We start from the raw sequence: 19,347 nt of genomic DNA, 5'->3' as shown, positions 1-19,347 counted from the left end.
TGCCCCCATTTCGCGATAGATTGCGAAGTGGGGGCATTGCTATTGCCTCTAAAACTTCTGCGGCTTGCACGCGACTGGGAGGAACCTGATGGGCAAGGACAATGAAGCACGGGTCAGCGTAGAAATAGCCGGGTCCACTGCCGTGGTGCTGCTGGATAACCCGGGCCAACTCAACGCGCTCACCAAGGACATGTGCCTGCAGCTGGTGGGCGCCTTTGCCGGCCTTTCGACCGACGACGAGGTCAGTTCCATTGTGGTTCGCGGCGCGGAAGGGAACTTCTGCGCTGGAATTGCCATCGACGAGATGGACCAGGTGCTCTTCGACCGGGACGCCGACGGGGAGCTGATCAACCATTTCGACCTGCTCGACAAGATCATCGTGGGCTGCCCGAAAACCACCATCGCGGTGGTGGAAGGCCATTGCTTTGGCGGGGCCTGGCAGCTGGCCTCGGCCTGCGATATCCAGTTGGCCTCGGATAACGTGCGACTCGCGATCACCCCAGCAAGAATCGGGCTGGTTTTCCCGCGGCCGGGCATCGAACGGCTGGTGCGTACCGTGGGGGAGCACCGGGCCAAGTACCTGCTGTTTTCCGGCGCGGAGATTTCCATTGCCGAGGCGGAACGCTGGGGCATGTTCACCCGCGTGATTGCCCATGGGCAGCTCGAAGAAGAGCTGGCCGCACTGCTGGGCAAGCTGTCCGCGAACTCGCCATATTCCATTGCGCGCACCAATGAGGCCATCAACTTGGTGCGCCAGGGAGAAGCCACCGAGGGCTGGTGGGAAGCGATGTGGGAAGAGAACGGGGCGAACGCGGACCTGGCCGAAGGCAGATCCGCGTTCTGCTCGCGCCGCACACCGGATTACGGTGGACGGCCCCAGTAGTGTTCGCTAGTCCTGCTCGGCAGTGAACTGCGCAACCAGTTCGCGCTTGAGGATCTTCCCGCTGGGACCCAGCGGGAATTCCTGGACGATCTCGATCAGCCGCGGATACTTGTACGCGGCCATCTGCTTGCTGGCCCACGCCACCAGCTCCTGCGCGCCCAGCGTGGAGCCGGCCTCCAAGGTCACCGATGCGGCAATCTCCTGTCCGTGGGTTTCGTGCGGCACCCCGTACACGGCGGCATTGGAAATCTCCGGATGGGAAACCAGTACCTCTTCGATTTCGCGCGGGTACACGTTGTAGCCGTTGCGCAGGATCATGTCCTTGGTCCGGTCCAGGATGCGCAGGTAGCCATCCTCGTCCTTGGTCCCCAGATCCCCGGTGCGGAACCAGCCATCAACCACCGCTTCGGCCGTGGCCTCGGGCCGGTTCAGGTAGCCGGAGAACAAGTTGTGCCCGCGCACCACCAGCTCGCCCAGCTCCCCGCGCGGCAGCAGCCGGATTTCATCGGGGCAGGCAGGATCGGCGATTTCCACATCCACGCCCCAGACCGGGGTGCCCACGGTTCCGGGCCGCGGGTCGACGCCCACATGGTTGAAGCAAGCCACCGGAGAGGTCTCGGTCAGCCCGTAGCCCTCGTGGATCCGCGCGCCGAAGCGCTGCTCGAAGGCGGTGAGGATGGATACCGGAAGCGAGGCCCCTCCGGAAATGGCGTAGCGCAGTTTTTCCGGCATCCCTTCGCGCTGCTTGCCCGCTTCGAGCAGGGCCACATACATCGTGGGCACCCCGAAGAAGACGTCGATGCCAGCCTCCAGCAACAGTTCCAGGGCCCCTTCGGCGGTGAATTTGGGTAACAGCATGACCTCGGCCCCCACCCGCAGCCCGGTATTGAGCACGCAGGTCTGGCCGAAGGTGTGGAACAGCGGCAACCCGCCGAAGAGCTTGTCGCCGCGGCGCAATTCCATGGTGTTCAGCAACGTGGTGTGGGTCTGCTCGATCAACGCCAGATGCGTGCCCAGCGCCCCCTTGGGCTTGCCGGTGGTGCCCGAGGTGTACAGGATCGTGGCCAGGTCTTCGGGGCGGCGCGGCAGGTAGGTGCCAATCGGCGCGGCGTGCCGGGCCAGGTCTTCCAACCGGATGGCGCCCGATTCCTCCGGAGCCAGCACGCTGAGCACCGGCACCCCGGAAGCGGCGGCCCCCGCTGCTCCTTCTGCGAGCAGGGGTGCGGCGCAGATCATCAGCTTGGCTTCGGAATCCTCCAGGATGTAGGAGATCTCGCGCGCCTTGAGCAGCGCGTGGACCGGTACCGCTACGGCGCCCAGGGCCAGAACCGCGTAGTAGGCGCGGGCGAAGTCCGTGACGTTGGGAATGAGCAAGGCCACCCGGTCGCCCGCCTCGATGCCTTGGGCTTGCAGAGCTCCGGCGTATTGCCGGGCCTGCTCCCACAGCTGCTCATAGGTGGTGCTGCGGCCATCGACGGTGATGGCGTTCAGCTCGCCGTAGCGGGCAGCCCCTTCTGCGAGGATGGCCGCCACTGAAACAGTGAGATTGGATGTGGAAACGCTCATGGTGAACTCCTCGGGTCGCCCAGCAGTGCATTGTGTGTTGTGTCACATTAAACCATATTGGAACTGCGGTTCAGTACGAGGTATTGAGTTTCGAAATATCTTGAACAATGGAAAATTTCCGTTGCTGATCTGGGTAAAAAGGACATAGACTCAGCCCAAACGAGCTGGATGAATTGTGGAATGGGGAAGCGATGCCGGCACCAAAGGATCCTCGAGCCGAGCCGTGCTGGGTCGATTTGCTCACCAGCGACATGGAGGGCTCCACGCAGTTCTACGGGCAGCTTTTCGGTTGGGAAGTCCGCCATGACGAGGAAACCCGCGACGAGGGATATGCCGAGGTCTACCTCAACGGGGAAATGGCCACCGGCTTCATTGCCAATGACCCGGATTCCGAGGTGCAAGATGCCTGGACCACCTACCTGAATGTGACCGATGTGCACGCCGCCGCCTATGCCACCAAGATGCACGGCGGCAAGGTCTATCTCAAGCCCATCGACATTCCCGGCCAGGGAACCATGGCCATCATCGGGGACCCAGCGGGAACCGGCGTTGGACTCTTCCAGGCATTCCAATCAGCAGACACAACCGCCAGCCGCGCACCGGGCACCCGCATCTGGAACGAGCTGCACACCAGGCACTTCGAGGCGGTGGCCCGCTTCTACCGTGTAGCACTGGGCTGGTGCCTGTCCCCGGTCTCGGACACGGACGAATTCCGCTACCACACCTACGGCCAAGGTTCCGAGGCGGTGGCCGGAATCTTCGACATCTCCAGCTATCCGGATTCCAAGGCCGGTTGGCGCGCCTACTTCGCGGTGGCGGATGCCGAACAGACCGTGGCGCTCGCCGAGAAGCTCGGCGGCACGATCATCCATGAGCCCCATGATTCCTACTTCGGCCGCATGGCCGTGCTCAGCGACGTCACCGGCGCAGAGTTCGCGATCATCGCCCCGTCGCGCAAACAGGAATCTGAAGCCTGATGGCAAAGGCCGCCGGCACCGAAAAATCGGATGCACGGCGGCCTCGGTTCGGGCTGGTTCTTCGCAGCCTACTTCACGAAATTCGGCACAACTTCGTCAATGAACAACTTCAGCGAGCGTTTCTTTTCCTCGTGGCTCAGGGCGTTGTCGCTCCAGAAGCTGTATTCGCTGACGCCCAGATCTTCGTAGTGGCGCAGTCGCTCAACAACCACGTCCGGTGTGCCGATCATTGCGGTGCGGTGCAGGGACTCAGGGGTGAATTCCTCGCGTTCGGAGAACTTCTCCTCCGGGCTGGGATCGATGAAGCCGTTGACCGGCTCCGCCTTGTTGCCGAAGACCGCATCGAAGGTGCGGTAGAACTTGTTGATGCCTTCGGCGGCCGGGCGCCAGGCCTCTGGCTCGTTGGCGGAGTGCAGATAGGTGTGGCGAAGCACCATGATGTCGGGGCGCTGTTGCACCTCCGGGTGGGCGGCAATGGCGGCTTCGTACTTCTGGACCAATGATTCGACTTCTTCGTCGCCCTTCATCAGCGGGGTCACCATGACGTGGCACCCGTTGGCCACAGCGTACTCGTGTGACTCGGGGCTGCGGGCGGCAACCCAGACAGGGATCTGCTTTTGCGCGGGCTTGGGCACCGAAGTGGACGTCGGGAACTGCCAGACTTCTCCGTCGTGGGCGTAATCGCCCTCCCAAAGCTTCTTGACTGCCGGGATGAGCTCCTGCATGGAGGCTCCGCCGTCGGTGGCCTTCATGCCATCGGTCATGCGATCGAATTCGAATTGGTAGGCACCGCGTGCCACGCCTAATTCGGCACGGCCATTGCTGATGACATCGAGCAGCGCGAGTTCGCCGGCTGCTCGGATCGGGTTCCAGAATGGTGCGATGATGGTGCCGGCTCCGAGCCGGATCGTGGAGGTCCGAGCCGCGAGGTAAGCAAGCTGCGGGATCGGGTTCGGGGAGACGGTGTATTCCATCGAGTGGTGTTCGCCGATCCAGACTGTGGAGAAGCCACCGGCTTCGGCCATTTGAGTCAGTTCGACGAGGTTCTCGAAATGCTGTGCGTGGCTGATCGAGTCGTCATAGCGTTCCATGTGGATGAACAGTGAAAAGCGCATATCTGTCCTTCTTTCGTTGCTCTGCTGCCCTTAGGCAGTTGCCTGGGTGCGGTTGCGTTCGGCGATGGTTTGGTTGGTCCGGGACCAATGTTCATGGTCGACTTCGCGCACGATGACTGTGATGTTCTCGGGGGCCGCATCAACGGTTTCTTCGGCGGCCCGGTGCAAGGCGTCGATCAGGGCGCGCAGCTGCCGGGGGCTGCGGCCCTTGGCAATGGATACATCGATCAGTGGCATGGGGTTCCCTTTCCTTAGCCGCGCATCACAAACGGATCTGCGACGGGGGACTCGTCGGTGTTGATCCATACGCTCTTGAGGCGGGTGTATTCGTTCATGGATTCCAGGCCGTGCTCGATGCCAACGCCCGAGTTCTTGAAGCCTTGGCGAGGGGACATCGGGGACATCGCGCGGTAGGTGTTCACCCAGATCGTGCCGGCCTCCAGCCTCCGGGCCATGCGATGGGCGCGGGCAAGGTTCTGCGTCCACACGCCGGCGGCCAGCCCGTACTCGGTGTCATTGGCCATGGACAGCAGCTCGTCTTCGTGCTCGAAGGGCATGATCGCAGCCACCGGGCCGAAGATCTCCTCGCGGACCACGCGCATGTCGTTATTGACGTCGGTGAGCACGGTGGGGGAGAAATAGTAGCCCGGCAGGTCCAGGCCTTCGGGGCGGGTGCCGCCGGCCAGTACTTTGGCGCCCTCGTCTGCGCCGATCTTCACATAGGAAGCGACCTTTTCCAATTGGTCGGCGAACGCCAGCGGGCCTAGCTCGGTGGCATCGGAGAGCGGATCTCCGATGACAATGGACTTGGCACGTTCGGTAACCCGTTCCAGCAGCTCGTCGTAGACAGACCTGTGGGCGAAGACCCGGCTGCCGGCAATGCAGGTCTGGCCGGCCGCGGCGTAGATTCCGGCCACCACGCCCATGGCCGCATTGGCGACGTTGGCGTCATCGAAGACGATGTTCGGGCTCTTGCCGCCCAGTTCCAGGGTGCAGCCGATGAAGCGGCTGGCGGCCTCGGCGGCGATTTTCGAGCCGGTGGCAGTGGAACCGGTGAAGGAGATCTTGGCCAGCAGCGGGTGGCTGACCAGCGCGGCGCCGGCCTCGGCTCCAAAGCCGGTGACAACGTTGATGACGCCCGGAGGGAATCCGGCCTGGTCTGCCAGCTCTGCCAGCAGCAGCACGGTCCGCGAGGTGTACTCGCTCGGCTTGATTACCACGGTATTGCCAGCAGCCAGCGCCGGGGCGATTTTCGAGGTGGTCAGCGTTAGCGGCGAGTTCCAGGGGGTAATGGCTCCGACCACGCCCAATGCTTCGCGCTGGGTGTAGTTCAAGATCGCCGGGTTCATGCTCGGGATCTGGGCGCCCTGCACCTTGTCAGCCAGTCCCGCATAGTAGTAGAGGTACTCGGGCAGGGTGGCCAGCTGGCCGCGCATTTCGCGCAGCAGCTTGCCATTGTCCAGGGATTCGAAGCGGGCCAGCTTCTCGGCGTTCTCGCCGATCAGATCGCCCAGGCGGCGCAGCAGATGCCCGCGGGCGGTAGCGCTCAGGGTGCTCCACGAGGGTGCGGAGAATGCCTCGTGGGCGGCCTTGACTGCGCGATCCACGTCTTCGGCATTGCCACGCGCGGCCTCGTAAAGCTCATCGAGGGTCGCCGGGTTGGTGCTGGTGAAGAAACGGTCTTCGCTGGGAGCAATGTGCTCGCCGTTGATGAAATGCATGTAACGCTCGCTCATGCCTGTTTCCCTTCGTTATCGCTGAAAAAACTGTTTAATTCCGCGGCCAAAGCTCGCGGATTCTCGACCGGAAGCATGTGCCGTGCTCCGGGGATGATGCGCAGCCGCCCATGAGGCACGGCGGCAACCAACCGGCGGGACATCTGCGGGGTCGATCCGGGATCCAGCTCGCCGGTGATGGCCAGTGTCGGCTGCTTGATCGCATCGAGTTCGCCGGCAATCTCCTGGTCACCGCGGGCAAAAACCGCGTAGGCGTGCAGATAGGATTCGAGATCGTTGCCCGCCATAGTTTGGCGCGTAGCCTCGATGAGCTGCGCGTCCACCGTGGTGGCCGCGGCCGGGAACCAGCGTTCGATGGCGCGGTCCACTCCCTGGGAGAAGTTCGTGCCGGCGGTAGCCAGGCGCTCTTCCACCGCGGCCGACTCTTCGGCGGTGCGCCGGCATACGGAGTTCACCGCAGACAAGGTCAGCACGCGCCCGGGAGCGAAGCGCGCAAGGTACTGGGCAACCAAGGCACCGAGCGAGAATCCCACAAGATGCACAGGCTCGCGAGTTTCAAGGCGTTCGAGCACATCGGCGGCCAAGCTCGCCAGATTCTGCTCGCTGCGCAGGGGCGGGCGTAACCCGTGCCCAGGCAGGTCCAGGGCCACTGATTCGTGCGCCAGCTGCTCGCGCAGCGGCTTCCACATGGCCCGGTCCAATCCGACTCCATGCAGGAGGACAACCAATGGCTGCTTCGTGCTTGTCATGCGTGCTTCGCTCCGTTCCGGCTGATGCGCTCTGCTACTGTTCGGTGGACAGCGGGGCCAGGCGTTCCTGCGGCCGGCCACGGGTTGCGCCGGCCAGGGCGATCAGGATTTCGCCAGGATGCGGAGCATCGGCGATCCTGGCCTCGACGCTCTGGTGGTGCGAGCGGATCGTGGCATCGGTGAAATGCTTGAGCGGGATGTCGAACTGCACTCCGGCCTGTCCGCGCTTTTCCACGGCCGGCAGCAAGGTGGTGGCCTTGGCTGCGTCGCGGAAGTGGTTGCCGAATTTCAGGGTGTGGATCAGGGCCGAGCCGTGCTCGACTTCACCGTCAAGGCCGACGATTGCAGCCTTGCCATAGGCCTGGAGCGGGGCGCCCAGCGCTTCGATGACCCGCGGTGCCAGCAGCGCTCCGAGGTCCGAGGCTGCCGAGTCGATTCCCGGGTTCAAGTCCTCGACGAATCCTTGCCCTGCCCACGGGTTGTCGAATACGGCGGCGACAATGACCACGCGGGCTACCGGATCCACCGGGCGTCCGCCCTCTGTGGCAATTTCCTCGACGATGGTTACCAGTTTGCGGTAGTTCATAGTTGTATTCCCTTCAGTATTTCGGAAGTGACCGTTCGGTCGGTGGTTCGATCGCCGATGCGTGCATGTGGCCGGGGGCCGCTTGATGCCGCGGCAATGACCGCGATCTCGCCAGCATGCGGGGCATCGGGCAAGGACAGCTCCAGGGTCTGGTAGTGGGTTCGGGTGGCAGCTGCGGTCTTATGCCACATCGGTACTCGCAGGGATTCACCAGGAACGCCGCGACCGTCGACAAAGCAGATGATCGAGGTGCCGCCGAGGGCTTCGCGCAGCAGGTTGCCGAAGAACGGGGTGTGGATCAGCGCTCCGGCATGCTCCAATTCCCCATCGCTGCCAACCAATGCGGCCTTGCCGAAAGCTTCAACTTGTTCGGCTCCGCCCAGGGCATTGAGCAGGCGATCCGACAGCAGCTTGGCCAGCAATGGGGCGATGGCCTCGGTCCGCTCGGATAAATCTTGCGACGTTCCGGTGCCGAGCCAAGGATTGGGGATGACTGCGGTGGCGGTCGCGCGGGTGATGCTGCCTAATTCGTGGTGGGGAACTTCTTCCACCGTGCACGAGATTTTGCGCAAACCAATGGCCTGGGCCAAATCCTGGTAGTCTTCGAGCGTTGATCGGGTGCTCAAATCAATGAGCTGAGGCGGCTGGGCCAGTGGAGAATTCATCTGGTATTCCTTTGCATGGCTATTTTGGGGCTAACCCGGTTGTTCTTCGTCTTCTTCTTTCATTGCGGCCAGGGCCGCCGACTGGCTTGATGCGGCAACATGCCTGCGCATCACAAGTTCTGCGGCCAACGGATCTTTGGAGCTGATGGCGTCGATGATTGCCTGGTGCTCGTCCTTCGAATTCTGCAAGCGCCCGGGCAAGCTCAGGGTCTGCGAAACGATGCGATGGTAGGCCAGCTGGTTCATCAACAGGTCATAGTGCTCGGTGAGCTTCCTGTTGTCAGCCCCGGCAACCAACGTGCTGTGGAATTCATGGACCAGTTGCGAATAGAGTTCCGCGTCGCCGCGCTCGACGGCCCGTTGGCTGCGTGCAACGTTTTCCTTGAGCTGCTCCAATTCAGGTACGGCTCCACGTCTGGCCAGCAGGCCAGCGGCTAGTCCCTCGAAGGCCTCCTTCAGGGAAAACATCTCGTGAATTTCGCGCTGGGTGGGCTTCCTGACGAATGTTCCAACCCGCGAACGCACCTCAACTAGGCCCTCGCGCTCCAGCTGCTTCAATGCTTCTCGAATTGGAGTACGGCTGACCTCGAAGTCTTGCGCCAGGGCTGTCTCTGCCAATAGGTCTCCGGGTTGAACAACTCCAGTGACGATCATTTGACGGAGCCGGCCCAGCAACGGCGTCTCCGGGGTGCTCCTGGTTTTTGATTCCACGCTTGAACTCTCTTGCATACAAGAACTCTATCCATAGATTCTCTTGTATGCAACAGAAATTCAAGGAATCGCCTTGAATCCGCTAAATTTAAGAGAATTTCCTGAAACATGTTGACTCCGTCACAACCTTTGCTAGCATTTCTTGCATGCAACAAATTGTAAATTCACTCCAGCCTGTCAAAGAATCACTCGTCAACGCCTGGGAAGCGGCATGGGATCGGGGCCAGGTCGATGCACTGGACGAGATCTTCCACGCGGACTTCCGGCGAATCAGCAAGAAATCCAAAAACGTCACCACCATCCGAGAGCTGAAGCAAGAGATTTTGTCCGTGCGGGAGGCCTTCCCTGATCTGGTGACAAAAATCGACCATCTGCTCGTGGATGAGCAGGAGCAGTCCATCGCGATTTTCTGGCACACCACCGGAACGTTCACCAACGATCTGCAGGGTGTGCCGGCCACGGGCAACACCGTGGAGACCCGCGGTTCCAACCTGATGGAAGTCCAGGACGGGAAAATCATCTCGGAGCAGGTGACTTGGGACCAGAGCGAGCTGCTCGAAGACGTGGGGGTCCCATCGCTCAAGTCCGCCTTCGAGTCCACGGATGATGGCGTGGTAGTGGACGATTTGAGCGGCGTGCCGAATCTCGATGCGCTCAAGGGGTTCAACCGCCAATTCATTACCGGCGTGACTGTCGTGACCACCATGGATGAACATGGCAAGCCTCGCGGGCTAGCCGCAAATTCATATGTGTCAGTTTCGCTCGAGCCGCCTCTGGTGCTGGTGTGCGTGCAGAAGACCACCAGCACCTATGCATCGCTGTTCAAGTCCACCCATCTGGGCATCAACATCATGAGCAACGGGCAGCGCGACACCGTGGGCACCTTCGCTTCCAAGGGTGATGACAAGTTCGCCGAGCTCGAATGGCATCAGGGGCCGAACGGCAGCCCGCTGATCGATGGCTCGGCCGCTTCCATCGAAGCAGAAATCAAGGAGCGCTTCCAAGCCAAGACCCATACCGTGTTCATCGCCAAGGTAAAGCATTCCGAAGTCGCCCAGCTTGAGCCGATGGTCTACAAGGCCGGCCGGTTCTACGACGGCGCCGAACTGACCGCGCTATAGCCCGGCGTCGGCAGATTCCTCCAATACAACGAAGTGTGAGAGCCATGAAAACCGAAACCAACGAAAAGCAGGGCAAGGGGCCACGCGGAGGGCCCACGCTCACCGGCGGCAAATTGCGCCGGGCCGCGGACAAGAACGAATCGAAACAGGTCTACAAGCAACTCCAGCGTCCGGGCAGTGTCCTTTTCGTTTCGCTGGCGCTGGTCGTGGTGTTCGTGCTCTGGGCGGCTATTGCACCGGGCCGGCTCAATGAACTGATGTCCGGGGCATCCACCTGGTCAGCGCAGTACATTGGCTGGAGCTACCTGTTGGTGACTCTCGGCTGCATCGTGCTGATGCTGTTCCTGGCCTTTTCGCGCTACGGAGGCATCAGGCTGGGCAAGGACGCGGACCGGCCCGAGTTCTCCACATGGGCCTGGATCGCGATGATTCTCGGTGCCGTGATGGGCATCGGGTTGATCAGCTATGGCGCGGCCGAACCCATGAGCCACTTCATGGTCCCTCCGCACGGACGGGCGGAGCCGGAAAGCATGGATGCGGCAGTGCTGGCCTTGCAGTTCTCGTACTTCGACTGGGGTCCGAACGCCTGGGCCTTGTTCGGCGTGTTCGGCCTGGCCATTGCCTACTCGACGCACCGCCGGGGCAACTCGGGACTCGTCTCGGTGATGCTCAGGCCAGTTCTTGGAAAATCCATGGACGGATGGCTCGGGAAGACCATTGACGTGTTCACCGTGCTGGCCACCCTCTTCGGCACGACCACTTCCCTGGGCTTGGGCGCTTCGCAAATCGCCGAGGGGCTGAACAGCCTGTTCGGGATTCCCACGGATCTGTTCGTCAAGATCGTGATCATTGCAGGCGTTACCATCGTATTCACTCTCTCGGCGCTTTCCGGCGTTGGCAAGGGCATCAAATGGCTCAGCCAGGGCACCATGATCGGTGCCGCCGCCATCGGGGTTTTCGTCCTGGTTTCCGGTCCCACCGGATTTATTTCCAACATCTATTTCCGTTCCATGGGGCAGTTCCTGGGCGAGTTCCCGGCCGTGGCGCTGCTGACTCCCTCTGGAGCCGAAGACTTGCAGTGGATGCAATGGTGGACGTACTTCATGATGGCCTGGTGGTTGAGCTGGGGCGCCTTCGTCGGCATCTTCCTGGCGCGGATTTCCAAGGGCCGGACCATTCGCGAATTCGTTATTGCGGTGATGGGTGTCCCGTCTCTGGTCTTCAGCATCTGGTTCAGCATTTTCGGTGGCACCTCGATCCACCAGGAGATGACCGGCAGCTCTGGGATCGGCCAGGCAACGTTGGAAGACACCAACAGCACCTTCTTCGCGATGCTGGCCGAACTGCCGATACCGGAAGTGACCTCGGCATTCACAGTAATTCTCGTGGTGCTGTTCTTCATTACCGGCGCGGATTCCAATACCTATGTTCTGGGCACGCTGACCTCCGGCGGAAATATGTACCCCAAGAGGCCGGTCCTAGTGGTCTGGGGACTTCTCACCGGCGTCTGCGCGATCGTGTTGCTGCTGGTGGGCGGGCTCGAGGCCCTGCAGCAGGCAGCCATCCTCTCGGCGGTGCCGTTCACGGTGATTGTGACGCTGCTGGGGATGTCGCTTATGAGGGAGCTGCGCTGCGACACGCGCCTGCAGGCACCTTTGCTGGAAGCTGCAGCGCCGAGTGGAGACGGCAACGAAGCAGGCTAGGCAGCACCGCGAAATAGTTGGGCCCAGCGAATTGCGGCCCCGGTGGAGCCTTGGATTTGCCTCAATCCAGCATGGGGGTTGGCCGAGCCGGGGTCTGTAAACGTAGAGTGTCCTCTAGCAGTATGCGGCAAGCGGCGGAAGCCGCAAGATGTAGCACAAGGAGCGTTTAAATGGGTCGCAAGATCGTGCGCCGCCGCGTGGTCAGGGCAACGCTGGAGGGCTCCCGCGTCCGCGAGGAGAAGCTGGCTGGCGAGGAGCCGCTGGAGATCCGCTTCGGCCATACCTCCTACACCACCTCCATGCGCACTCCGGGCGACGACTTCGACATGGTCACCGGATTCCTGGTGGGCGAGGGAATCATTTCCGCGCCCGAGCATCTGGCCTCCCTGCGCTACTGCGCCGGCACCGATGAAGCAGGCAACCAGACCTATAACGTCATCGAGGTGCAGCTGGGCGCGGGGGCGAAGCATCCTGATCTCCTGGCTGCCCGCAATGTGGTCACCAGTTCAGCATGCGGGATCTGCGGCACCAACTCCATTGACGAAGTGCGCAAGAAAGCCGCCTTCGCACCCTCCCCGGAATCGGGGCGGGTTGGGCTGGAAACGCTGCTGGGCATGCCTGACACCTTGCGCGAATCGCAGCAGCTGTTCTCCGCTACCGGGGGAGTGCACGCGGCCGGGTTGTTCTCCACCGCCGGGGAATTGCTGATCCTGCGCGAAGACGTCGGGCGTCATAATGCGGTGGACAAGGTCATCGGAGCGGCCCTGCGCGACGGGTTGCTGCCGCTGGGCGACACCGTCCTGCAGGTCTCCGGACGCGCCTCCTTCGAGCTGGTGCAGAAGGCCGCGATGGCTGGAATTCCGGTGCTCGCAGCGGTCAGTGCGCCCTCGTCGCTGGCCGCTGACCTGGCCGAGGAATCGGGTCTGACGCTGGCCGCTTTTTCCCGCAGGCACAGCGTGAACATTTATACACATGCGGATCGGGTGATCAGGGCGTAGCCTTGTAATATGTGAGCTGGATATCAGTACCGGCCGCGCTACCAATAGGAGGGTCTCATGCATCGTTCGGCACCCAAAAAGGACATCAACGAAGATGAACTGAAGGTCAGCGAACCCAAGCACGCCGCCGCCGGCTTGAAGGCCGTGATGGTATCCATGGAGCGCGGCTTCGCCGAAGCCGGCCCGTCGCGTACCCTGCGTTCGATGCTGCGCGTCAACCAGCACGACGGCTTCGACTGCCCGGGATGCGCGTGGCCTGAATCCATCACCGGCAAGCGCAAGCCCGCCGAGTTCTGCGAGAACGGCGCCAAGGCCATCGCCGAGGAAGCCAGCGCCCGCACCGTCACCCCGGAGTGGTTTGCGCAGCACTCCATCGAGGACCTGCGCGACAAGACCGAATACTGGCTGGGCTCGCAGGGCCGGATCACCGCTCCGATGATCATTCGCGAGGGGGAGACCCACTACTCCCCGATCAGTTGGGCGCAGGCCTTCTCGACCATCGCCGAGCACGTGAACGCGACCACCCCGGACAAGTGCGTGTTCTACACCTCCGGGCGCACCGCGAACGAGACCGCGTTCATGTACCAGCTGCTCGCCCGCTCGCTGGGCACCAACAACCTGCCCGACTGCTCGAACATGTGCCACGAATCCTCGGGCAGCGCACTGAACCCGACCATCGGCATCGGCAAGGGCACCGTGTCATTGGAAGACTTCGATCATGCGGACCTGATCTTCGTGGTGGGCCAGAACCCCGGCACCAACCATCCACGCATGCTCTCCGCGCTGGCCGATGCGCGCAAGCGCGGCGCCCGCATCGTTGCCGTGAACCCGCTGCCGGAGGCAGGCTTCTTCGGGTTCAAGGACCCGCAGACCGTGGGCGGCATGCTGGGCAAGGCCGACCCGATTTCCAGCGACTTCCTGCAGATCAAGGTCGGTGGCGACCTGGCCCTGTTCCAGGCCTTCGGCCACCTGCTGCTCGAAGAAGAGAAGAAGCATCCGGGCACCGTGGTGGACCACGAGTTCATCGCCGCGGTCACCGACGGGTTCGAGGCCTACCAGGCCGCGCGCGCCACCTTGGACTGGGAAGCTACCGAGGAGGCCACCGGACTGACCCGCACCCAGATCACCGAGATCGCGATGCTGCTTGCCAAGTCCAAGGCCACCATCATCTGCTGGGCGCTGGGCCTGACCCAGCAGCCGCACTCGGTGCCGACGCTGAAGGAAATCATCAACCTGCTGCTTTTGCAGGGCAACTTCGGCAAGCCAGGTGCTGGCGCCTGCCCGGTGCGCGGGCACTCCAATGTGCAGGGCGATCGCACCATGGGCATCTGGGAGAAGCCCGGCGAGCAGCTGCTCGAAGCGCTGGACGCCGAATTCGGCATCGAATCCCCGCGCGCCCACGGCTACGATTCCACCGAGGCCCTGCATGCCTTCGAGAAGGACGAAGTGGACGTGTTCGTCTCCATGGGCGGCAACTTCGCCCTGGCCAATTCGGACACCGAAGCGCTGGAGGCGGGCATGCAGCGTGCCAAGCTGACCGTGCACATCTCCACCAAGCCCAACCGCTCGCATGTGGTGCACGGCAAGACCTCGCTGATCCTGCCGACCCTGGGCCGCACCGACAAGGACGACAAGCACCCCACCGGTGCGCAGTTCCTTTCGGTGGAGGACTCCATGTCGGTGATCAAGTCCACCCGCGGCCGGCTCACCCCGGTCTCCGAGCACCTGCTGGCCGAGCCGGTCATCGTTGCCCGCATGGCCCAGGCCATCCTGGGCGATGGGCACCCGGTCAACTGGCGTGCCATGGCCGAGGACTACGACGTGATCCGCGACCACATCGAGAAGGTGCTGCCCGGCTTCGAGGACTTCAACACCCGGGTGCGGGAGAAGAACGGCTTCGTGCTGCCCAATCCGCCGCGCGATACCCGCTCCTTTGCCACGGACATCGGCAAGGGCCGCTTCACCGTCTCGGACTTCGAAGCGCTGGAGGCTCCCGAGGGCCACTTGATCCTGCAGACCATGCGCAGCCACGACCAGTACAACACCACCTTCTACGGGCTCGATGACCGCTACCGCGGGATCAAGGACGGCCGCCGCGTCATCCTGATCAACCCGGAGGACCTGGCCGAGACCGGGTACAGCGACCGGGACCTGGTGGACGTGATTTCCACCTTCGCCGGCTCCGAGCGCCGCGCGAACCGCTTCCGCCTGGTGTCCTATCCGACGGCCAAGGGCTGCGTGGCGGCCTACTACCCGGAGGCCAACGCGCTGGTGCACCGCGATCTGGTGGCCCGCGAGTCCAACACCCCGGGTTTCAAGGCGATGATGGTGCGTTTCGTCGAGCACACCCAGCAGCCTGGACGCACGCTGGATAGCTGACCTGGGGCGAGGCTAAGCGCTTGACGTAATGCACCTCGCAGCCATTTGCGCTTCACCGGTTGTCCACCTGGCGGGCTGGTGCGGGAGAATTGACGGCGGGGCGCATCCCGAACGCATGGGGTGCGCCAATTCGCAGTCCACCGAAGAGGAAATTCCCCATGAGTGCTGCCCGCAGCCAATCCGCTGAGAGCATCAGACCCGAAGACGAACGCCTGCCTGCGCCGAAAACCGTGGCCTACGGTTTCCAGCATGTGCTGACCATGTACGGCGGCATCATCGCTCCGCCGCTGGTGATGGGCGGGGCTGCGGGAATGGACACGGCCGAAATGGGCGTGCTCGTCGCCAGCTGCCTGTTCATCGGCGGCCTGGCCACCATCCTGCAAACCCTGGGCGTGCCATTCTTCGGCGCCCAGCTGCCGCTGGTCCAGGGCACGTCCTTCTCCGGGGTGGCCACCATGATCGCCATCCTCAACGGCGGGGGAGGCATGCCGGCAGTCTTCGGCGCGGTGCTCGCCTCGGGCGCCATAGGCATCGTCATTGCCCCGTTCTTCGCCAAGCTGCTGCGCTTCTTCCCGCCGGTGGTCACCGGCGTGGTGATCACGATTATCGGCGTCTCGCTCTTCCCGGTCACCGCCGACTGGGCCATGGGCGGGGCGGGCGCAGGGGATTCCTATGGCTCGATCAAGAACGTCGCCCTGGCCGCCATTACCCTGCTGATCCTGCTGGCGCTGTCCAAGTCCGGCATCCCTGCGCTCTCGCGGCTGTCCATCCTGCTGTCCATTGCGCTGGGCACCCTGGTGGCAGTGTTCATGGGCATGGCCGATTTCTCGCAGGTGCTCACCGGCGACATTTTCGCGGTTCCCACTCCGTTCGCCTTCGGCGCCCCGGTCTTCGAGATCGGCGCCATCATCTCGATGATGATCGTCATCCTGGTGACCTATACCGAAACCACCGCAGACATGCTCGCCGTGGCCGAGGTGACCGGATCCAAGGTGGATTCGCGACGCATCGCCAACGGCCTGCGCGCCGACATGCTCTCCTCCACCGTCGCCCCGATCTTCAACACCTTCACCCAGTCGGCCTTCGCGCAGAACGTCGGGCTGGTGGCCATTACCGGTGTGAAGAGCCGCTTCGTGGTGGCCGCCGGTGGCGGCATCCTGGTGGTCCTCGGCCTGCTGCCAGTGCTTGGCCGCGTGGTCGCCTCCATCCCCTCCCCGGTGCTGGGCGGCGCCGGCGTGGTGCTGTTCGGCTCGGTAGCGGCCGCAGGCATCCGCACCTTGGCCAAGGCCAAGGATGACAACATGAACATGCTGATCATCGCGACCTCGCTGGCCTTCGGCTGCATTCCCATGGTCAAGCCCGACTTCTACGCCGAATTCCCTGCCTGGGTTGGCACCATCTTCCAGTCCAGCATCTCCTCGGCCACCATCATGGCGGTGCTGCTGAACATCATCTTCAACGAGCTGAACTGGGGCAAGAAGGAAACGTCGCTGCGCACCGTCTACAAGTACCAGCTGGCCGGCCTTGAAGACGGCGACCGCCTGATCGATGGCAAGCTGTACGACTCGAAGGGCCTGGAAATCCAGGTCATCTCCGAGCAGCCAGGCCACGCCGGTGACCGTCCGATGCCGCAGGGCTAGCCCCGCGAAAGCATTCGTCTACCGAGCCCAAATCTGAATCGAGGATTGGGCGCATAGCCGTTCATCCTGACCTTGAATATGAACAGTTTCCAAGCCATTCATCGGTCGGATTCTGGTACATTCTGAGGATTCAGACGCGTTGGCGCTCGCCTAGAATGTGGGACATTTTAGCCACGTTTAAAATTCGACAAGAACATGACTTTAATCAAAGGTAAATCGCGTGCGGTCATCGCGATTGGCCGGGGCAGAATCCCGGTAGCATTAGCTCAAATGATGATACGTAAGATCTATTCAGGTTGTCTTGCTTTAGCAACTATTTGTGCCCTTTCCGCTTGCGGCGGGGTTCAAGCCACGCAGACTGGGGCATTGGTCCTAGGCGCTCCTGAAGGCGACGTCGAAAACACTTTGTGCGGAGTATTTCACGAGCAGAACTTTGTCGGCGATGTAGCATCCAGCACTTCAGAGGATCCGCTATGGATCACTGACGTGCAAGCTGTAGAGGCTACGGGCTGGGAGTCAAAGCGATCCGTGGCAGCACTGCTACCCGAAGGTGAGACTAGCTTGATGGCGTGGACTAATGAGAGCCTCAAAGAGGCAGAATTCAAAGAAATCGCTAAGAGATTAGCACCTTTAGATAGTCCCATCGAAGTCCCTGCCGGGGAAAATGTGCAGGTAGGTCTCGAAGGTGCCGTGAAGAATGGTGTGGAAAACGCTGAAGTTTCACAGCTTCGGGTTATTTATAAGACAGATTTGAAATCATCGAAAAGCTTTTCTGTTGTCGGAAATATCCGCTACGAGTGGAGAGCTCAAAGCTGCGAGTGACCGCTGTGTGACCAAAGTTTCTTGAGCTATCACGTGGTTGAGAACAACAGAATCCCCTGGCCAATACGGTTAGGGGTTCTGTTGCTCCTATTGGAAGCTGACTAGATCAGTGCAGTATTTGTGTAGTCAAATTCGAAGCGCGCCCGCACGGTTATTGACCGTTCAGTTTCAGACGCGAACACATAGGAGTCACGCCGATTTTCGGTGTCGTAGAAACTTGGCACTGGGGCGTGCTCAAATTCATTGACCTCATCGGCTGCCACCTGCTCCGGCTTGCGGAGAGCAGGTCTTCCTCCAGATTAAATACTGAGTTCTTGTAGAGAGCAGTCTCGATGATCCCTTTCAGCACTTTCACGCGAGATGGATCTGAACCATGCCTGCACTCGCGCGAAGTCAGCCAGATGAACTGTGTAGGACTTCCAACCAATTGATAGAAAGAGGCTCGGAAAAACACGACAAGACCTTCTAAGACGACTCGGCTGAACAGCCAGTGGAAAACGCCTCAGACATCGCCGACAGGTTCGCGGCTTGAAAGTATTGAGGGATCATCAACGACTCTGTTTCAGAAACTTGACCCGCTCATCTCATTAGCAAGTAGCGATCCATAAAACTTTTCCCCACGAGTCACCCCCTAAACACCAGCGCAACGTAGTTCATTGGTGCAGGTCCAAAATTAAGCTAATCATCGCCCCTGTCCTGTGGACGGGGGCGATGATCAAAGGGGGCTATTTGCTGTCTTTGTCGCCAGTCATCGTAATGGGCTGGACCCCTGAATTCGGGAAGCAGCCGATAGGGCTCTGGCCGGATTCGGCGACGATATCCAGGCACTTGGACGTCAATGTTTCCGGAGTCAGCGAGCGTTCCAGGATCTTATTGGCTTCGGCTTCAGCCTGGCTGGTCTGCTTGCGCTGCTGGGCCACGCGGGTCTTGGCGGTTTCCGCCTGCAGCTCGTTGATGCGGTTCTGCGTCGGCTCGTCGAAGTTGATGATCGGCAAGGTAACCGAGCGGATCTCGATCTGGGTCTTGACCTTGGCCTGCATCTTTTCCTGGACGGACTTCGCCAGGCCTTCCAGGTCCTGGCCGCCGCTGGCCGGTTCGCCGTATTCCAGCGGATCATAGGTGGCCATGACCTCGTTCAAAGCGGCGCGGAAGTTGCGGTCGACGAGGTTGGACTGGATGCCCTCGAAGGTGCGGTAATCCAGGAACACGTCCATCGCATCGTCGGTCTTCAGCTGCCACTGGATCGAGGCGTCAACGTCGGCTCGGCCGTTGTTGCCCAGGCGAACCGGGATGGCGCTGCTGGCGGAGTAGACGTCGTTCTGCACCGAGCCATCCAGCTTCTCGACCTTTTCCCATGGCCACTTCAGGTGGAAGCCGTTGCTCACCACGGAGGTCGGCTTGCCCAGCGCGACCTTCACGCCTACAGTGCGTGGCTGCACGATGGTGGTGGACATGATGGCCAGCACAATCAGCGAGACGATGAAGATGCTGATTCCGGTGAAGCGCGTGGAAGAGCGGTTCTTGTTTTCTGGCTTCATGGATTTGCTGGCAAGCATGACGAGCAATCCTACGACGGCGCAAATGACCGCAAGAATAGTGGGGAACATGATCTCCTCGATGGTGTGACGGTAATTTATATTCTATCGTTTAGATAATTGAGAACAAATTCAGACACCGCAACACAGAAATATGATCT

General features: G+C 61.6%; 17 protein-coding genes. 8 read left to right on the top strand and 9 right to left on the bottom strand.

The window, feature by feature from the left end:
• The first annotated feature begins 88 nt into the window (after positions 1-88).
• Positions 89-883, top strand: coding sequence for an enoyl-CoA hydratase/isomerase family protein (locus CQ012_RS09815; protein ID WP_105656175.1), 795 nt, complete (start codon positions 89-91; stop codon positions 881-883).
• A gap of 6 nt (positions 884-889) precedes the next feature.
• On the opposite strand, the gene CQ012_RS09810 is transcribed toward CQ012_RS09815, so the two are convergent.
• A complete protein-coding gene (locus tag CQ012_RS09810; RefSeq protein ID WP_105656176.1) occupies positions 890-2,449 on the bottom strand; it encodes a long-chain-fatty-acid--CoA ligase in 1,560 nt (519 codons plus the stop codon).
• A 191-nt stretch (positions 2,450-2,640) separates the two neighbouring features.
• Between CQ012_RS09810 and CQ012_RS09805 the strand changes: the two genes are divergently transcribed.
• The gene (locus tag CQ012_RS09805; RefSeq protein ID WP_105656177.1) at positions 2,641-3,426 is read left to right on the top strand and encodes a VOC family protein; all 786 of its coding nucleotides are present in this window, start codon (positions 2,641-2,643) and stop codon (positions 3,424-3,426) included.
• Between the two features lie 68 nt (positions 3,427-3,494).
• Here the strand turns inward: CQ012_RS09805 and CQ012_RS09800 are convergent, their stop codons facing one another.
• From CQ012_RS09800 to CQ012_RS09770, 7 genes are read right to left on the bottom strand one after another with little or no spacing between them, the layout of a single operon-like run.
• Positions 3,495-4,541, bottom strand: a complete 1,047-nt coding sequence (locus CQ012_RS09800) for an LLM class flavin-dependent oxidoreductase (protein ID WP_105656178.1) — start codon at positions 4,539-4,541, stop codon at positions 3,495-3,497.
• 30 nt (positions 4,542-4,571) lie between these two features.
• Entirely contained in the window at positions 4,572-4,778 is a 207-nt protein-coding gene (locus CQ012_RS09795; protein ID WP_286134045.1) for a tautomerase family protein, read from the bottom strand.
• A gap of 14 nt (positions 4,779-4,792) precedes the next feature.
• Positions 4,793-6,277: an aldehyde dehydrogenase gene (locus CQ012_RS09790; protein ID WP_105656180.1), complete on the bottom strand. Its 1,485-nt coding sequence runs from the start codon at positions 6,275-6,277 to the stop codon at positions 4,793-4,795.
• On the bottom strand, positions 6,274-7,026 hold the full coding sequence (locus tag CQ012_RS09785) for an alpha/beta fold hydrolase (protein ID WP_105656181.1): 753 nt from the start codon (positions 7,024-7,026) through the stop codon (positions 6,274-6,276). Before CQ012_RS09785 ends, CQ012_RS09790 begins: the two co-directional genes overlap by 4 nt.
• Before the next feature lie 34 nt (positions 7,027-7,060).
• Positions 7,061-7,612, bottom strand: a complete 552-nt coding sequence (locus tag CQ012_RS09780) for an amino acid synthesis family protein (RefSeq protein WP_105656182.1) — start codon at positions 7,610-7,612, stop codon at positions 7,061-7,063.
• Entirely contained in the window at positions 7,609-8,277 is a 669-nt protein-coding gene (locus tag CQ012_RS09775) for an amino acid synthesis family protein (protein WP_105656183.1), read from the bottom strand. Before CQ012_RS09775 ends, CQ012_RS09780 begins: the two co-directional genes overlap by 4 nt.
• A 30-nt stretch (positions 8,278-8,307) precedes the next feature.
• Complete coding sequence (locus tag CQ012_RS09770) at positions 8,308-8,988, bottom strand: GntR family transcriptional regulator (RefSeq protein ID WP_286134632.1); 681 nt, start codon at positions 8,986-8,988, stop codon at positions 8,308-8,310.
• A 146-nt stretch (positions 8,989-9,134) separates the two neighbouring features.
• Here CQ012_RS09770 and CQ012_RS09765 point away from each other — a divergent pair, with 146 nt between their 5' ends.
• The 6 genes from CQ012_RS09765 to CQ012_RS09740 all read left to right on the top strand — a co-directional run bounded on the left by CQ012_RS09765 (position 9,135) and on the right by CQ012_RS09740 (position 17,651).
• On the top strand, positions 9,135-10,109 hold the full coding sequence (locus CQ012_RS09765; RefSeq protein WP_105656185.1) for a flavin reductase: 975 nt from the start codon (positions 9,135-9,137) through the stop codon (positions 10,107-10,109).
• 44 nt (positions 10,110-10,153) lie between these two features.
• A complete protein-coding gene (locus CQ012_RS09760) occupies positions 10,154-11,812 on the top strand; it encodes a BCCT family transporter (RefSeq protein WP_105656186.1) in 1,659 nt (552 codons plus the stop codon).
• Positions 11,813-11,982: 170 nt separating this feature from the next.
• A complete protein-coding gene (gene fdhD, locus CQ012_RS09755; RefSeq protein ID WP_105662044.1) occupies positions 11,983-12,810 on the top strand; it encodes a formate dehydrogenase accessory sulfurtransferase FdhD in 828 nt (275 codons plus the stop codon).
• 57 nt (positions 12,811-12,867) lie between these two features.
• Positions 12,868-15,189 (top strand): FdhF/YdeP family oxidoreductase, encoded by a 2,322-nt coding sequence (locus tag CQ012_RS09750; RefSeq protein ID WP_105662043.1) that lies wholly within the window; start codon positions 12,868-12,870, stop codon positions 15,187-15,189.
• A gap of 158 nt (positions 15,190-15,347) precedes the next feature.
• Entirely contained in the window at positions 15,348-16,829 is a 1,482-nt protein-coding gene (locus CQ012_RS09745; RefSeq protein WP_105662042.1) for a nucleobase:cation symporter-2 family protein, read from the top strand.
• Positions 16,830-17,024: 195 nt separating this feature from the next.
• A complete protein-coding gene (locus CQ012_RS09740; protein WP_146112944.1) occupies positions 17,025-17,651 on the top strand; it encodes a hypothetical protein in 627 nt (208 codons plus the stop codon).
• 725 nt (positions 17,652-18,376) lie between these two features.
• On the opposite strand, the gene CQ012_RS09735 is transcribed toward CQ012_RS09740, so the two are convergent.
• Complete coding sequence (locus tag CQ012_RS09735; RefSeq protein ID WP_105662040.1) at positions 18,377-19,258, bottom strand: SPFH domain-containing protein; 882 nt, start codon at positions 19,256-19,258, stop codon at positions 18,377-18,379.
• Between the last annotated feature and the right edge of the window lie 89 nt (positions 19,259-19,347).

The organism is Arthrobacter sp. MYb214 (assembly GCF_002979865.1).
Classification (GTDB): Bacteria; Actinomycetota; Actinomycetes; order Actinomycetales; family Micrococcaceae; genus Glutamicibacter.
This window is presented reverse-complemented; position numbering and strand designations above follow the sequence as displayed.

What these genes read in the sequence shown, in the direction of transcription:
- CQ012_RS09815 (WP_105656175.1), top strand. Translation starts at nt 89, where the DNA reads ATGGGCAAGGACAATGAAGCACGGGTCAGCGTAGAAATAGCCGGGTCC.
- CQ012_RS09810 (WP_105656176.1), bottom strand. Translation starts at nt 2,449, where the DNA reads ATGAGCGTTTCCACATCCAATCTCACTGTTTCAGTGGCGGCCATCCTC.
- CQ012_RS09805 (WP_105656177.1), top strand. Translation starts at nt 2,641, where the DNA reads ATGCCGGCACCAAAGGATCCTCGAGCCGAGCCGTGCTGGGTCGATTTG.
- CQ012_RS09800 (WP_105656178.1), bottom strand. Translation starts at nt 4,541, where the DNA reads ATGCGCTTTTCACTGTTCATCCACATGGAACGCTATGACGACTCGATC.
- CQ012_RS09795 (WP_286134045.1), bottom strand. Translation starts at nt 4,778, where the DNA reads ATGCCACTGATCGATGTATCCATTGCCAAGGGCCGCAGCCCCCGGCAG.
- CQ012_RS09790 (WP_105656180.1), bottom strand. Translation starts at nt 6,277, where the DNA reads ATGAGCGAGCGTTACATGCATTTCATCAACGGCGAGCACATTGCTCCC.
- CQ012_RS09785 (WP_105656181.1), bottom strand. Translation starts at nt 7,026, where the DNA reads ATGACAAGCACGAAGCAGCCATTGGTTGTCCTCCTGCATGGAGTCGGA.
- CQ012_RS09780 (WP_105656182.1), bottom strand. Translation starts at nt 7,612, where the DNA reads ATGAACTACCGCAAACTGGTAACCATCGTCGAGGAAATTGCCACAGAG.
- CQ012_RS09775 (WP_105656183.1), bottom strand. Translation starts at nt 8,277, where the DNA reads ATGAATTCTCCACTGGCCCAGCCGCCTCAGCTCATTGATTTGAGCACC.
- CQ012_RS09765 (WP_105656185.1), top strand. Translation starts at nt 9,135, where the DNA reads ATGCAACAAATTGTAAATTCACTCCAGCCTGTCAAAGAATCACTCGTC.
- CQ012_RS09760 (WP_105656186.1), top strand. Translation starts at nt 10,154, where the DNA reads ATGAAAACCGAAACCAACGAAAAGCAGGGCAAGGGGCCACGCGGAGGG.
- fdhD (WP_105662044.1), top strand. Translation starts at nt 11,983, where the DNA reads ATGGGTCGCAAGATCGTGCGCCGCCGCGTGGTCAGGGCAACGCTGGAG.
- CQ012_RS09750 (WP_105662043.1), top strand. Translation starts at nt 12,868, where the DNA reads ATGCATCGTTCGGCACCCAAAAAGGACATCAACGAAGATGAACTGAAG.
- CQ012_RS09745 (WP_105662042.1), top strand. Translation starts at nt 15,348, where the DNA reads ATGAGTGCTGCCCGCAGCCAATCCGCTGAGAGCATCAGACCCGAAGAC.
- CQ012_RS09740 (WP_146112944.1), top strand. Translation starts at nt 17,025, where the DNA reads ATGACTTTAATCAAAGGTAAATCGCGTGCGGTCATCGCGATTGGCCGG.
- CQ012_RS09735 (WP_105662040.1), bottom strand. Translation starts at nt 19,258, where the DNA reads ATGTTCCCCACTATTCTTGCGGTCATTTGCGCCGTCGTAGGATTGCTC.